This window comes from Dokdonia sp. Asnod3-C12, assembly GCF_045063975.1.
Classification (GTDB): Bacteria; Bacteroidota; Bacteroidia; order Flavobacteriales; family Flavobacteriaceae; genus Dokdonia.
On sequence record NZ_JBEFNY010000003.1, the window covers coordinates 3,320,822 to 3,335,216 of the forward strand.

Here is a 14,395-nt window from a genome sequence, read left to right on the forward strand (position 1 = left end):
ACATGCTATGCGCATTTTTCAATTTGGGATATTCTCCCTGTTTTTACTATTGCCCCATTTCCTTAAAGCTCAGCAAACTAAAACGCTTAATGCAGAGCGCATAAACACGCCACCTAAGATAGACGGTGTGCTCGATGATGCTGTATGGAAGTCTCTAGCTACTTATGATGGCTTTAACATGTTTGAACCTGGGAATGTAGGAACGATTGATGAAGACCAGCGCACAGAAATTAAAATGGCTTATGATGATAAGGCAGTTTACATAGCAGCCTACTTATTTGATCCAGACCCAGAAAATATACCCAGTCAGTTCAGTCAGCGAGATCAAGTATTCTCACAAGCAGATCATTTTGTCGTTGCGTTAAATACATATAATGACGGTATCAATGAAACTCGGTTTTATGTAACTAGCGCCGGAACGATAGGTGATCAACGTATTACACAGAACAACAGAGATTTTGGATTTAATGTAGTTTTTGAATGTAAAGTTTCTAGAGATGACAAAGGATGGTATGCAGAGTATCGCATTCCTTATAATGCCCTGCGATTTCCAGAGGTAGCAGTTCAAGATTGGAGTGTGAATTTCTATAGAAGATTAGTAAAAAAGAACGAAACACATACATGGAATTTTATAGAACGTGGTGTTGGTAGAGACACACAGTATAATGGTACAGTGACTGGTGTACGTGACATTGATCCACCAGTAAGGCTTACTTTTTTCCCTTTTGCACAAACCTCTACTAATTTCTTTGATGGAAATAATGAAACCAACTTTACTGGAGGTCTAGATATAAAATATGGTCTTACAGATAGTTTTACACTTGACGCCCAGCTAATTCCAGATTTTGGCCAAGTAGCTTTTGATAATGTAGAGCTCAACTTAGGTCCTTTTGAGCAAACTTTTGGAGAGAATAGAGCATTCTTTACAGAAGGAATAGATTTATTTAATAAAGGAAGAATTTTCTTCTCAAGACGTATAGGAGGAGCACCTTCTGCCAGCCCTGAACTATTAGAAACAGAAGAGGTAATATCTTCACCCTCTACCGTAAAGCTTGTAAACTCTGTAAAGATCTCTGGACGTACCAAAGGCGGTCTGGGTATAGGGTTTTTAAATTCAGTAGGTCAAGAAACCTTTGCTACCATAGAAAATACAATAACGACAGAGGTAAATGGCGTTGAAGTAATTGAAAAAAATAAACGCGACGAAGTAGTGGAACCACTCACAAATTACAATGTATTTGTACTAGACCAACAGTTTAATCAAAACTCTTCTGTATCGCTTATTAATACTAATGTAACAAGAAGTGGCAGTAAATTTAGAAATGCAAATGTTACTGGTGGTGTATTTGATATAGCAGATAAAGGGAATAACTTTAGAGCATCTGGACGTGCAATTTTTAGTAACGTAAGGGAAGCCGGAGAAACCACTAGCGGTTTTCTATCAGAATTTGACTTTAGAAAGATTAAAGGAAATTGGCGTTATCGTTTTGGTCATGATTTTGCAGATACTAAACTCAACATCAACGATTTAGGCGTAAACTTTAGAAATAACTTTAATAGCTTTGCTGTAGGTGGATCTTATGAGTTGATACAACCTAAGGGTAAATTTAATAGATATCGTTTTGATGTAACCGTAAGACATAGACGTCTATATGAGCCTAGTATCAAAACAAGAAACAGCATACGCTTTGATTCTTTTTTCTCAACCACAGAGCGCTTAGCTTTCGGACTTGACATGAGTCTCAACGGAAAGGATCAGGATTATTTTGAGCCAAGAGTAGAAGGAAGATTTGTAACCTTTGAGTCTAACCTAGGTAGTAGTGGCTTTATCTCAACCGATTTTAGAAAGAAATTTGCTTTTGATTTAAGAGGTTCTGTGCGTTCGTGGTTTGGAAATCAAGATCAATTTAATCACAGTATTAATTTCTCACCACGTTATAGATTTTCAGATAAATTGCTCGTTATTTTATCATCTAATTACTCTAGTAGAAAAGATAACTTTGGATGGGTTGATAACACAGATACAGAGGTGTTTTTGGGCCTTAGAGACGTAAAATCTTTAGAAAACAGAGTGAATGTAAATTATAATTTTGATCCCTATAAGGCGCTCAACTTAAGTCTACGTAACTTCTGGGCAGTATCAGATCACAGTAGCAACGTGTATTACCTATTAAATACTGACGGGTCGAGATCTCAAATAGATAACTACGATACCACCGTACAGCGTGATCCTAATGCAAACTTTAATATCTGGAATCTTGATGTGAGTTACCGCTGGCGTTTTGCTCCAGGAAGCGAAGCATCCCTACTCTATCGTCATCAGATTTCGAACTTTGATGAGCAATCCACTTTAGATTATGGACAGAGTCTTGGCAACTTATTTGATGAACCTCTTAACCACACGCTATCCCTTAGAGTTACTTATTTTATAGACTATAATAATGTCAAAGGCATCTTTAAAAAGACCGCCTAGTACGTTGGTAAAAAGCAGGTATTATAGTACTTTCACAGTCAATATTGTATTATGGTAAAGGCAGAACATATATCAAAAACTTTTGGAAACTTACAAGTCCTTAAAGACGTTGCATTAGACGTAAAAAAGGGAGAAGTAGTTTCTATTGTAGGGCAAAGTGGGGCTGGTAAAACTACACTACTACAGATTCTAGGCACTCTAGACATGCCCGACAACAATGCCCAAACACAACTTACCATTAACGGAAAATCTCTAACAGGACTTAAATCTAAGTTACTAAGCGCTTTCCGTAATGAGCATATTGGGTTTATATTTCAGTTTCACCAACTACTTCCAGAGTTTACAGCTATGGAAAATGTGTGTATTCCTGCATTTATTGCCAAAAAAGATAAAGCACCCACAGAGGCCCGAGCAAAAGAGCTTCTTGACTTTTTAGGACTGTCCCATCGCTATAATCATAAACCTAACGAACTTTCTGGAGGTGAGCAACAGCGAGTTGCAGTTGCTAGAGCGCTTATCAATAATCCTGCGCTCATACTAGCAGATGAGCCTTCTGGTAATCTCGATACAGAAAGCGCAGATCATCTTCATAAGTTGTTCTTTAGGCTACGAGATGAGTTTAATCAAACGCTTATTATCGTTACTCACAATGAAGAGCTAGCAGATATGGCAGACCGTAAGCTTGTAATGAAAGATGGCGAGTTTGTAAATAGTTAACCTTAGTACGCTTTCGCGAAAGCGCACCACACCCCTACTACATAAAACATAGTAATACATGAATAAAAAGGATCTTAAAATCTTCTTGGACGAAAAAGCAATTCAATATGAGAATGGCGATTTTATTCCACACGATCCTATTCAAATCCCTCATCAATTTGAACTAAAAGAAGATATTGAGATTGCCGCTTTCTTAACAGCTACTATTGCCTGGGGCAATCGCAAGAGTATTATAACGAATGCTACAAAGATGATGGAGATCATGGGGAATGCACCTTATGATTTTATCTTAAACTACGATCCAGATCAAGCACACCTTTTTGATGGGTTTGTACATCGTACTTTTAATAGCGGAGATTTAGAGACATTCATAAGAGCACTACAGCACATTTATCTCAATCATGGTGGTCTTGAAAATGCTTTTAAGATGGGAATCACAAGTGAAGGCCTACAACCCGCTATTTCAAATTTTAAGAAATTATTTTTTGAGGTCGAACATTTACAAAGAACGCAAAAACACGTGAGTGACCCGTTGCGCAATTCTGCTGCCAAACGTATCAACATGTTTTTGAGATGGATGGTACGTGATGCAAATGCGGGAGTAGATTTTGGAATCTGGAAAACAATTTCTCCTAGTTTACTTTCATGCCCCTTAGATGTACATACGAGTAATGTAGCAAGGAAACTCAAGCTGCTTACAAGAAAGCAAAACGATGCAAAAACCTTATTAGAGCTTGATAAAGCATTAAGAAAGATGGATCCTAAGGATCCTGTTAAATATGATTTTGCATTATTTGGTTTAGGAGCTTTTGAAAAGTTTTAGTTATTCTCTATGCACCATAAGTATTATTTATATAGAATATGATAAGCTATATTTAAGAAAGACTATTTTTGATTAAAATTATACTGTGATAGCACCTCAAAAGCCCACTAACGAAAGTAAACGTCTCGAAGTTTTAAAGTCGTATAATCTGCTTGATACGCTTCCAGAAGATGCTTACGATACTATTACGAAGCTAGCTTCATATATCTGTAATACGCCTATATCACTAGTTACTTTGCTAGATGCAGATCGTAATTTTTTAAAATCAAGACGTGGGATAGATATCGCTGAGTCACCTAGAGATATTTCTTTTTGTGGTCACGCTATACTTGCAAAAGAACCTGTATTTATCGTAGAAGATGCTCGCCTGGATGAACGTTTTAAAGACAACCCACTTGTAAAGGATTTTAAAGCGATTTTTTATGCAGGTGTTCCTTTACGCACAAGTGATGGTTATGCGCTAGGTACTTTGTGTGTGTATGATCATAAACCAAGAACGTTATCCCTAGAAGAACAAGATGCTTTAAGAGGACTTGCAAAGCAAACAGTATTACTCTTTGAGGCGCGTAAACGCAATATAGACCTTGCAGCCGCACAAAATGAAACAGCACAACGCAATGACCGTTTAGAAGATTTTGCACGATTAGTTGCGCATGATCTTAAGTCTCCACTAGCGAGTATAGAAGGTTTACTTAACCTTTTAAAAGAAGATTATCTCGGAGAGAATGATGAAGACTTTGCATTATATATAAAGCATTTAGATACTTCGGCTAAGTCTATGAGAGATTATATAGACGGGCTTCTCAAGTATTATAGGGCAGACACCCTACTTGCAACAAAAGAAGATACTACTCTTTTTACACTAGTTAAGGATGTAGCAGATTTACATAAATCTAGTAATGTTGCCATTAAGATTGAAGATGACTTGAAACTAGTCGCTGTTTCTGCAATTGCTATTGACCAGATATTATCAAATCTCGTTGATAACGCCACCAAATACAACGATAAAGAGGCACCAACAATCCAAATAAGCGGAAACGAATCAAAAGACTTCTACACTATCTCCGTAAAAGATAACGGCACTGGGATTCCAGAAGACAAACAAGAAATCATTTTTGACCTCTTTAAAACTACCGGCACTAAAGATCGTAATGGTAGACAAGGATCTGGGATGGGTCTTGCAACCGTGCGCAAACTGGTGGAAGGATTGGGTGGTGCTATTAGTGTTTCTTCTGTGGTAGGAGAAGGGAGTATTTTCACTTTTACCATTAGGCGATAAAGTCCGTTTTAAGTATTTTTGAACAAACTTAAAAACGCACATGCAGTTTAGACATCCAGAACTCCTTTACGCACTGTTCTTACTGCTCATCCCTATTCTCGTTCACTTATTCCAACTACGTAAGTTTAAAACAGAAGCGTTTACAAACGTTGCCTTTCTTCAGAAGCTCAACATTCAAACTCGTAAGAGTAATTCCATAAAAAAATGGCTTGTGTTATTGTCTCGTATGGCGGCAATTGCGGCAATTGTGCTGGCATTTGCTCAACCATTTATCACACAGTCAGATAGTGCAACGCGAGAAAAGGAAACTATCATTTACTTGGATAACTCATTCAGTATGCAAGCAAAAGGTCCTTCTGGACAATTGCTGCGCACGGCTACGCAAGATATTATTACGAATATTCCAGAGGATCAAACCTTCACTTTAATTACAAATACAGATACGTATAGAAACACCTCTATTAAAAATATGCGTAACGAGCTGCTACAACTTCCATATGCAGCGTCACAGTTATCTGAAACTGCCGTAACACTCAGAGCACAGAAAGAATTTTCTAGAGACCAATCAAAGGATAAGAGGCTCATTATGATTTCTGATTTTCAGGATAATGGCAAGACATATCAGCTACAAACAGATGGTATAGAAAAACATTACGTGCAGCTCCAGCCTGTCATAAAAAACAATGTAAGTATAGATTCCGTTTTTATATCACAAAGAAAATCAGGAAGCATAGCCCTTACTGTAGCGCTTTCAGCAGGTGAAAAGAAAGATATAAATACTGCCGTTTCTCTATACAACGGAGATCAATTACTGGCTAAGGGAACGGCGTCTTTTGATAGCGAACTAACGACTATCGTAGTTTTTGATATAGACACAAAAGAAGAAATCGCAGGGCGTATCGTAATTGAAGATCCCCTACTCGCTTTTGACAACACCATGTTTTTTAACATTAATAAAAGTCAGCCCATTAAAGTGCTCGCAATAAATGGTGCAAACTCAGATTATTTGTCACGTATTTTTACGGCTCCAGAGTTTGAGTATAAAAGCACAAACATTAAGAATCTAGATTATAGCAGCATACCAGAGTTTAATTACATTGTTGTAAATCAAGTTTCAGAAATAGGCATATCTCTTAGTGGTGCTTTGAACGCTTTCGCGAAAGCGGGAGGAATCACCACCATTATTTTAGATCCAAATGCAGATGCCGCTAGTTACAACAATGCGTTAAGAGATCTAGGAAACTTTGAAATCTCAAAAAGTGAAACCACTAAACGATTAGTAACCACCATCAACTATGATCATCCTGTGTATAAAGATGTGTTTGATGCAAGGATAAAGAACTTTCAATATCCGTCAGTTTCAAAATCCTTTGCTTTACAAGGTGGAGATGCGTTACTTCGTTTTGAAGATGGAAGTCCTTTCTTATCATATGCTTCAAATTTCTTTGTAATCTCTGGAGGTATAGACGTAGCAAATTCCAATCTCCAAAGTTCGCCGCTCATAGTCCCTACATTTTACAATATGTCGCGACAGAGCTTGCAGTTGCCACGATTATATATGCCTATTGGGAAGAACACAACATACGACATACCTGTCGCGCTTCAAGAAGATGATATTTTGAGTCTGGAAGACATGTCAGACCCCTCAAATACACTTATTCCTTTGCAACAATCTAAAGGAAATAAAGTGCAAATTACAACGAGCGACTCGCCATCTAAAGCAAGTATTTACAATATTAAGCTAGCAGATAATACGTTACAGCAAGTCAGTTATAATTACAGTCGTAGTGAAAGCACATTACGATATGCAGCATTAAACACGGGTGCTACAAATCATTACAACACCTCTGTAGAAGATCTTTTTGACGAATTCAAAACAGCAGATAGTGTCCAATCGCTTTGGAAATGGTTTGTTATTTTTGCCTTGTTATTCCTAGTACTAGAAATCTTGATTTTAAAATTCTATAAATGAAAGCACTCATAAAGAACGCCATAATTGTAGACAGTGATAGCCCACATCACGGTAGTACAAAAGATGTAAGAATTAAGGATGGCCTCATTATAGAAATAGGAGAACATCTAGAAAATACAAAAGGAGAGACGCTTATAGAGCGCGATAATCTCCATATATCACAAGGTTGGTTTGATAGTAGCGTGAGTATGGGGCAACCAGGATTTGAGGAGCGAGAAACTATAGATCACGGCTTACAAGTTGCGGCATTAAGTGGCTTTACAGCAGTAGCACTCAACCCAAACACCTACCCTATTATTGACACTAGCTCTGATGTTACTTTTGTAAAGAAAATGGCAGAAGGACATGCAACATCTCTTTTTCCTATAGGCGCGCTTACGCGAAATAGTGAAAGCGTAGATCTAGCAGAATTATACGATATGCAGCAATCCGGAGCTGTGGCTTTTGGTGATTATCAACAACCTATCGCAAATCCTAACTTGCTTAAAATTGCACTGCAATACACGCAAGGGTTCAACGGACTCGTTTTATCATTTCCTCAAGAGCAGAAAATTGCAGGAAAAGGAATGGTAAATGAAGGAGAAATAAGCACCCGAGTAGGTCTTAAAGGAATTCCCGCTATAGCCGAAAGTCTTCAAGTAGCAAGAGACTTACACATATTAGAATATGCTGGCGGAAGCCTGCACATTCCTACTATATCCACAAAGGCAAGTGTGGAACTTATAAAACAAGCTAAAACGAAAGGATTAGACGTTACTTGTAGTGTTGCAATACATAACTTGTACCTACTAGATACAGTTATAGATGATTTTGATACTCGTTATAAAGTATTACCACCACTAAGAAATCAAGAGCATGTAGATGCATTGATAGAAGGTGTAAAAGATGGCACTATCGATATGGTGACTAGTGATCATAATCCCCTAGATGTTGAGCGCAAGCATGTAGAGTTTGATAATGCTATGTATGGAGCTATATCTCAAGAAGCTACATTTAAAGCGCTACTTACCATAGTGAGCGAGAAACGAGCAGTTACCTTACTTACTGCCGGGAGACGTAGATTTATAGGTACAAGTAATCCAATACAAGAAAATAGCCCAGCAGATATTACCTTATTTACAACAAAGGGCACGGATACATTTACTCAAGAACACATCAAATCAACTTCAAATAATGCCATATTCCTTAATCAAAAAATGAAAGGAGAAGTTTATGGAATTATTGCAAATAACCAACTAGTACTTAACTAATGGATGAAAACACCGTTTTTGAAGGAAAAACAGCTGCAGTCTTAAGCTACATTACCTTCGTAGGATTAATTATAGCCTATTTTATGAATAGCGAGTCAAAAAATGAGTTTGCCGCTTTTCACCTTAGACAGTCATTAGGGTTAACCTTGAGCTACTTCTTAGTAATGATGCCGCTTAGCTATCTTGACATACCTATGGCATCTATAGGATTTCTAGTGCTGTTTTTTGCACTTTGGCTTTTTGGAATTATTTCGGCTTTTCAAGGAAAACGCCAACTTGTACCTTTAGTAGGTGCGTTTTATCAAAATGTTTTCGGCGGAAACAACTAGTACTGCTTCGAGTCAACAACAATTATACATCAGGACATTACTTGCCTTGTATTGTCTACTATTTCAATTATATGTTATTAGAATATATCACACGAAAACCATCAAAACCTTCTACGGGTAAAGCTCCATTAATTATTCTCCTTCATGGTTATGGAAGTAATGAAGAAGACCTCTTTAGCTTTGCAGAAGAAATTCCTGAGGAGTATTTCATAGTGTCCGCAAAGGCTCCTATCGCTATGCAACCTTATGGAAATGCATGGTATCATATCACTATAGATGGTGATGGTGTAAAATCTTCAGATAATGAAGGTGCTCGTGAGTCCAGAGATATCATCGCACGATTTATAGATGAGATTGTAGCAGAATACGATGTAGATAAGCACAATGTAACCTTACTAGGTTTTAGCCAAGGAACGATATTAAGCTATGCAGTAGCACTCACCTACCCAGAAAAAGTTAAGAATGTTATAGGCTTGAGTGGTTACATCAATGAAGAAATTATAGATTTAAAGAGTAATCCATCATATGCACATCTTAATATTTATAACTCACATGGTACAGTAGACCAAGTAATACCAATAGATGCTGCTCGCAAAACACCAGGCTATCTCAAAAATATTGGGATTGAATCCACACTAAGTGAATTTCCTGTAGGTCACGGAGTTCACCCTACTAACTTCTATGAGTTTAAAGAGTGGTTAAAAACCAAATAGAGACACAAAAAAACAGGCATAAAGCCTGTTTTTTTGTGTCTAATCGTGATGTAAAATCACCTAAATATAATTTCCTAATTAGGATACACTAAACTCTCCACGGTTTTATAATCTACCGTTCCGTCTTCATTTACAAAATACTCAACGAGCATTTCTCCCCATTTCTTACCATCAGAAAAGTCGGCGATGATCCAGCGATGGTTTAAAATCTGTACTTTATTAACTTGGAAAGGTCTTCCATCACCTACAAAAGTGATAAGCTCGTTACCTTGAGCTGTATTTTTTGCATATAATCCATCTTCTATAGCTGGTTTAATCACAGCTATGTCAAGATCATCATTATCAAAATACTCCTTTGCATTGTCATTACCTAACAGCGTGAAGTACTCCACATTTGCAAGACGTTCTTGATACATTCCTGCAATAGAATCTTTGTCTGCAAGTTTTACTTCTAATTTTTCAATCTGTCTTGCTTGATATTCTAACCCCTTGCTACTGTTGATATATTGAAAAATAATATACAATGCTGCAAAAAGGAATAAGTATAAAAAAATATTACGTCTCATAAATTATGTAGTTAAGGTAAGTCCGTCGTAAGCTAGAAAGACATTTTTGGGTAATTTTTGTTCGGCTTCTGCGTGAAAACCAAGATGATGGCTTATGTGCGTAAGATAAGTGCGTTTAGGTTTGATTTTTGCCACGAGATCAAGCGCTTCCTCTACATTAAGATGTGTATAATGCGCTTCTTCCCTCAAGCAATTTAACACGAGAATATCTAATCCTTGTAATTTTTCAATCTCCTCATCTGCAATAGTCTTAACATCTGTGAGATACGCAATATCTTGAAAACGATATCCAAAGACTTGCAATGATCCATGATATGCTTCAATAGGCTGCACTTCGATATTACCTAATTTGATAGGAACACCATTTACAACTTCTTTTGAAGCTACACTAGGTGCTCCTGGGTATCTATTTTCTGTCGTAAAAATGTAATCAAAACGTTCGGCAAGAGTTTTCAATACTCGTTTATGAGCATAAATAGGCATATCACCCTGTCTAAAAACAAAAGGTCTTATGTCATCCAGTCCAGCCACGTGATCTGCATGCTCGTGCGTTAATAATATACCATGTAAAGGTGCAGGATCACCTGCAGTAGTACGCTTTCGCGAAAGCGTATTAAGCATTTGTTGTCTAAAATCTGGACCACAATCTATTACATAATTATAATCTTCCCATTCTATTAGAACAGAAACACGTAATCTTTTATCCCTAGCATCTGTGCTTAAACACACGGGATGTGTGCTTCCTATTACGGGAATTCCTTGTGATGTGCCAGTACCGAGAAAGGTGATTTTCACTAATGTTTGAGAAAATAATGCGCTTATCACGCCGTTAATTGTGTAACAAAAATACAGTTATTTTTTTGGCTACTACAACCTTTTAGTATCTTTGAGTGACCATTAATTAATGGATAAAAACACACTATGGCTGTTAAAATTTTAGGAGACAAAGACTTTGAAAAAGTACCTCCTCTCAAGAATAAGGTACTTCGCGTAAATCTAAACGCAAACATATATGGAACTTTTGCCGAAATAGGTGCTGGACAAGAAACGGTTCGTCATTTTTTTAGAGCAGGTGGTGCAAGTGGTACCATAGCAAAGGCAATGAGTGCATATGATAAAGACTTCTCTGACGCTATTTATGGTGTGGAAGATGATGGTCGTTATGTAACAGAAAAGCGTCTTAAGAAAATGCTTTCTCATGAGATGAAACTCATTGAAGATCGTATCTCACGCTACAAGCAGCCAGATAAAATCTTCTTTACATACGCAAACACGGTGGCTACCATAGATTTTGCAAAAAAATATAAAGGTCACGGCTGGGTAGGAATTAGATTCCAAATCACTCCAGAAGGGGAATTTAATGAGATTATACTTCACGTTCGTTTTCATGAAAATGATGCTCGTTTACAACAGCTTACCCTAGGAACATTAGGTGTAAACCTAATTTATGGTGCTTTTTATAAGCATGATAACCCTAAAAACTTACTTCGCTATCTATACGATCATATTGATCAAGATCAGATAGAGATTGATACTATAAACTTCTCTGGACCTCAATTTGAGCACGTAGATAACCGCTTAATGAGTTTACAGCTTGTTAAAAACGGAATGACAGAGGCCGTAATGTTTGACGCAAAAGGAAATAACATCCTCCCAGCAGCATTACTATATAAGAAAAATGTACTTGCACTGCGCGGTAGTTTCCGTCCTGTAACTAAGGTAAACATGGATATGTTTGAAAAAGCATATAAAATGTTTGTAGAGGCAAATCGTGTGAACGAGAAAAAGACAGAAGCTATTTTTGAAATCACACTGTCTAACCTTCGCGCCGAAGGTGATATTGATGAAGAAGATTTCATGGCAAGAGCTCGATTATTAGGTTCTCTTGGACAGACAGTAATGATCTCAAACTTTAAAGAATATTACCGTGTTGTTGAGTACTTCTCAAACTATACTAAGGAGCGTATGGGGCTGGTAATGGGTGTGAATAACCTAATTGACATCTTTGACACTAGCTACTACCGTCACTTAAGTGGAGGTATTCTAGAAGCATTTGGCAAATTATTCTTTAAAGATCTTAAGGTGTTCTTATACCCTATGAAAGATCCAAAAACTGGAGAATATACTAATAGCGATAATCTAAAAGTACATCCACGTATGAAAGAACTGTATAAGTTCTTTAAACTCAATGGAAAAGTACTTGATATTGAAAATTACGACCCAGAAATTACAGATATCTTCTCTAGAGAAGTTTTAAGAATGATTTCTGATGGTGAAAAAGGTTGGGAAGGTATGCTTCCAGAAGGAGTTGCAGAGCTTATTAAGTCTCGTAATCTTTTTGGGTATCAATCTCAAGCACTTCTAGAAGCCAAAAAATAATGAATGTGATTAATTACATAGCTGGTATCTCTTTGCTATTTCTTGTATCCGCTTGCGGAGGTAAGATTACTACAAGCGACATAAAAGGAGAAACCTGGCAACTTGTTGAGATGACTGCCGGTATGGTATCCCCATCAGACCAAGAAGCTGAGCTTTCTATGAGCCAGACTTATGTTTTTACTCCAGAAATGACATTTACAAAGCAGCAAACTAAAGATGCGTCTACTATAGAAGCCTCTGGAACATACACTACAAAAGAAACTAGTGAAGGTATTTTTTATTCATTAAAATACACAGAAGCTTTGCAAATAGTAGGCAGTTGTACTGGAAATGATAATGAAGAGTTGCTACTACGTAAGGATGGTAAACTTCAGAATAGCTGGATGATGTGTGATGGTCCTTTACTGGTTTATGAAAAGCAATAATTACACAAATACTTATAAAACAAAGGGCGATACATTAAATGTATCGCCCTTTATACTTTTACTAAGTTCACAACACTACGCGTCAAGCAATTGTGCTGCGTGGTCTTTAGTTTTTACTTTTTGTATCACATCGCTCACGACACCTTCTTCATCAACTTTAAAAGTCATACGGTGAATACCGTCATATTCCTTACCCATGAATTTCTTAAGTCCCCAAACACCAAAGGCGTTGATGACTGTTTTGTCCTCATCTGCTAGTAGCTGGAAGGGAAACTCATATTTGGTTGCAAAATTCTTCTGGCGTTTTTGAGAATCTGCGCTCACTCCTAGTAAGTGATATCCTTGCGCCTGTAATTCCTTGTAGTTATCTCTTAAATTACAAGCCTCTGCGGTACAACCTGGTGTACTTGCTTTCGGGTAAAAGAAAACGATAAGTTTCTTGCCTTTGAAACTCGCAAGTGTTACTTCGTTTCCATCTTGATCTGTTGTTGTAAAATCTGGGACTTTATCGCCCACTTTTAATGTGTTCATCTGTGTTTCGTTTTGGCAATGCTGGAAATCTCATCCATCATTGGCACTAGTTAATTATCTTTACATAGCAATTCTATGCTTTCGCGAAAGCGTAAACTATCACATCTAGTGAAAGCATTGAATTATAAAGTTACGAGTTCTCGCTATTACAATAAAGGAATACGTTTAAGCTTTGTGGATTACACCATAAAGAATAATTATGCACATCATATGACTAAACAAGAAAAGGTAGACTTCACGATAAAAACATTACAAGAATTATATCCTCAGATACCTATTCCATTAGATCATAAAGATCCGTATACGCTTCTTATTGCCGTATTGATGAGTGCTCAGAGCACAGATGTTAGGGTTAATCAAATCACTCCCCTCCTATTTGAAGTGGCAGATAATCCTTATGACATGATTAAACTTACGGTTGAAGATATTAGAGATATCATAAAACCAGTAGGACTCTCACCTATGAAGGCAAAAGGAATTCATGGCTTATCACATATGCTTATAGATAAGTATAATGGTGTGGTGCCTGCGAGCATTGAGAAACTTACAGAGTTTCCTGCGGTGGGTCATAAGACGGCAAGTGTTGTGGTGTCTCAAGCATTTGGCATTCCTGCATTTCCTGTAGATACTCACATACATAGATTGATGTATCGCTGGGGCTTTACAAATGGTAAAAATGTGGTACAAACAGAAAAAGATGCAAAGCGTTTATTTCCAGAGCATGTATGGAATGATCTTCACTTACAAATTATATGGTATGGTCGCCAGTACTCACCAGCAAGAGGCTGGGATCTAGAAAAAGACATTATTACAAAAACCATAGGTCGTAAGACAGTGATAGCCGACTATGAGAAAATGATGGCAAAAAGGAAGAAAAAATAAAACCTCGATGACTGGTCGAGGTTTTATCAAAGTTTAGTTGATGAATGCTTCAAACT

Annotated in this window: 14 protein-coding genes; 11 read left to right on the plus strand and 3 right to left on the minus strand. The window is 37.2% G+C overall.

Annotated features, from left to right (window positions below):
- Positions 1 to 7: 7 nt before the first annotated feature.
- The 8 genes from ACJJVW_RS14930 (at position 8) to ACJJVW_RS14965 (ending at position 9,556) form a co-directional block, all read left to right on the plus strand.
- The gene (locus tag ACJJVW_RS14930) at positions 8 to 2,473 is read left to right on the plus strand and encodes a DUF5916 domain-containing protein (protein WP_405252904.1); all 2,466 of its coding nucleotides are present in this window, start codon (positions 8 to 10) and stop codon (positions 2,471 to 2,473) included.
- 51 nt (positions 2,474 to 2,524) lie between these two features.
- Entirely contained in the window at positions 2,525 to 3,190 is a 666-nt protein-coding gene (locus tag ACJJVW_RS14935; RefSeq protein ID WP_405252906.1) for an ABC transporter ATP-binding protein, read from the plus strand.
- Positions 3,191 to 3,248: 58 nt separating this feature from the next.
- Positions 3,249 to 4,013 carry a TIGR02757 family protein gene (locus ACJJVW_RS14940; protein ID WP_405252908.1) on the plus strand — a complete coding sequence of 255 codons (765 nt, stop codon included), beginning with the start codon at positions 3,249 to 3,251 and terminating at the stop codon, positions 4,011 to 4,013.
- Between the two features lie 85 nt (positions 4,014 to 4,098).
- On the plus strand, positions 4,099 to 5,292 hold the full coding sequence (locus tag ACJJVW_RS14945; protein ID WP_405252910.1) for an ATP-binding protein: 1,194 nt from the start codon (positions 4,099 to 4,101) through the stop codon (positions 5,290 to 5,292).
- Between the two features lie 40 nt (positions 5,293 to 5,332).
- Positions 5,333 to 7,264 (plus strand): BatA domain-containing protein, encoded by a 1,932-nt coding sequence (locus tag ACJJVW_RS14950; protein ID WP_405252912.1) that lies wholly within the window; start codon positions 5,333 to 5,335, stop codon positions 7,262 to 7,264.
- The gene (locus tag ACJJVW_RS14955; RefSeq protein WP_405252914.1) at positions 7,261 to 8,514 is read left to right on the plus strand and encodes a dihydroorotase; all 1,254 of its coding nucleotides are present in this window, start codon (positions 7,261 to 7,263) and stop codon (positions 8,512 to 8,514) included. The genes ACJJVW_RS14950 and ACJJVW_RS14955 overlap by 4 nt, the downstream gene beginning before the upstream one ends.
- On the plus strand, positions 8,514 to 8,843 hold the full coding sequence (locus tag ACJJVW_RS14960) for a DUF4870 domain-containing protein (protein ID WP_013752163.1): 330 nt from the start codon (positions 8,514 to 8,516) through the stop codon (positions 8,841 to 8,843). Before ACJJVW_RS14955 ends, ACJJVW_RS14960 begins: the two co-directional genes overlap by 1 nt.
- Positions 8,844 to 8,914: 71 nt before the next feature.
- The gene (locus tag ACJJVW_RS14965; RefSeq protein WP_405252916.1) at positions 8,915 to 9,556 is read left to right on the plus strand and encodes an alpha/beta hydrolase; all 642 of its coding nucleotides are present in this window, start codon (positions 8,915 to 8,917) and stop codon (positions 9,554 to 9,556) included.
- Between the two features lie 74 nt (positions 9,557 to 9,630).
- Here the strand turns inward: ACJJVW_RS14965 and ACJJVW_RS14970 are convergent, their stop codons facing one another.
- Together ACJJVW_RS14970 and ACJJVW_RS14975 are read right to left on the minus strand one after the other, a co-directional pair.
- A complete protein-coding gene (locus ACJJVW_RS14970; protein WP_405252918.1) occupies positions 9,631 to 10,122 on the minus strand; it encodes a hydrolase in 492 nt (163 codons plus the stop codon).
- 3 nt (positions 10,123 to 10,125) lie between these two features.
- Complete coding sequence (locus ACJJVW_RS14975; protein WP_298325191.1) at positions 10,126 to 10,917, minus strand: MBL fold metallo-hydrolase; 792 nt, start codon at positions 10,915 to 10,917, stop codon at positions 10,126 to 10,128.
- 126 nt (positions 10,918 to 11,043) lie between these two features.
- Here ACJJVW_RS14975 and ACJJVW_RS14980 point away from each other — a divergent pair, with 126 nt between their 5' ends.
- On the plus strand, positions 11,044 to 12,501 hold the full coding sequence (locus tag ACJJVW_RS14980) for a TonB-dependent receptor (protein ID WP_144784037.1): 1,458 nt from the start codon (positions 11,044 to 11,046) through the stop codon (positions 12,499 to 12,501).
- A 5-nt stretch (positions 12,502 to 12,506) separates the two neighbouring features.
- The gene (locus ACJJVW_RS14985) at positions 12,507 to 12,926 is read left to right on the plus strand and encodes a hypothetical protein (protein ID WP_405252920.1); all 420 of its coding nucleotides are present in this window, start codon (positions 12,507 to 12,509) and stop codon (positions 12,924 to 12,926) included.
- Between the two features lie 75 nt (positions 12,927 to 13,001).
- On the opposite strand, the gene bcp is transcribed toward ACJJVW_RS14985, so the two are convergent.
- Positions 13,002 to 13,457: a thioredoxin-dependent thiol peroxidase gene (bcp, locus tag ACJJVW_RS14990; RefSeq protein WP_013752169.1), complete on the minus strand. Its 456-nt coding sequence runs from the start codon at positions 13,455 to 13,457 to the stop codon at positions 13,002 to 13,004.
- A 210-nt stretch (positions 13,458 to 13,667) separates the two neighbouring features.
- Between bcp and nth the strand changes: the two genes are divergently transcribed.
- A complete protein-coding gene (gene nth, locus ACJJVW_RS14995; protein WP_339845315.1) occupies positions 13,668 to 14,339 on the plus strand; it encodes an endonuclease III in 672 nt (223 codons plus the stop codon).
- Positions 14,340 to 14,395: the final 56 nt, after the last annotated feature.

Excerpts from the sequence above, each read along its gene's own strand:
- ACJJVW_RS14930 (WP_405252904.1), top strand. The coding sequence starts at position 8 with ATGCGCATTTTTCAATTTGGGATATTCTCCCTGTTTTTACTATTGCCC.
- ACJJVW_RS14935 (WP_405252906.1), top strand. The coding sequence starts at position 2,525 with ATGGTAAAGGCAGAACATATATCAAAAACTTTTGGAAACTTACAAGTC.
- ACJJVW_RS14940 (WP_405252908.1), top strand. The coding sequence starts at position 3,249 with ATGAATAAAAAGGATCTTAAAATCTTCTTGGACGAAAAAGCAATTCAA.
- ACJJVW_RS14950 (WP_405252912.1), top strand. The coding sequence starts at position 5,333 with ATGCAGTTTAGACATCCAGAACTCCTTTACGCACTGTTCTTACTGCTC.
- ACJJVW_RS14955 (WP_405252914.1), top strand. The coding sequence starts at position 7,261 with ATGAAAGCACTCATAAAGAACGCCATAATTGTAGACAGTGATAGCCCA.
- ACJJVW_RS14960 (WP_013752163.1), top strand. The coding sequence starts at position 8,514 with ATGGATGAAAACACCGTTTTTGAAGGAAAAACAGCTGCAGTCTTAAGC.
- ACJJVW_RS14965 (WP_405252916.1), top strand. The coding sequence starts at position 8,915 with ATGTTATTAGAATATATCACACGAAAACCATCAAAACCTTCTACGGGT.
- ACJJVW_RS14970 (WP_405252918.1), bottom strand. The coding sequence starts at position 10,122 with ATGAGACGTAATATTTTTTTATACTTATTCCTTTTTGCAGCATTGTAT.
- ACJJVW_RS14980 (WP_144784037.1), top strand. The coding sequence starts at position 11,044 with ATGGCTGTTAAAATTTTAGGAGACAAAGACTTTGAAAAAGTACCTCCT.
- bcp (WP_013752169.1), bottom strand. The coding sequence starts at position 13,457 with ATGAACACATTAAAAGTGGGCGATAAAGTCCCAGATTTTACAACAACA.
- nth (WP_339845315.1), top strand. The coding sequence starts at position 13,668 with ATGACTAAACAAGAAAAGGTAGACTTCACGATAAAAACATTACAAGAA.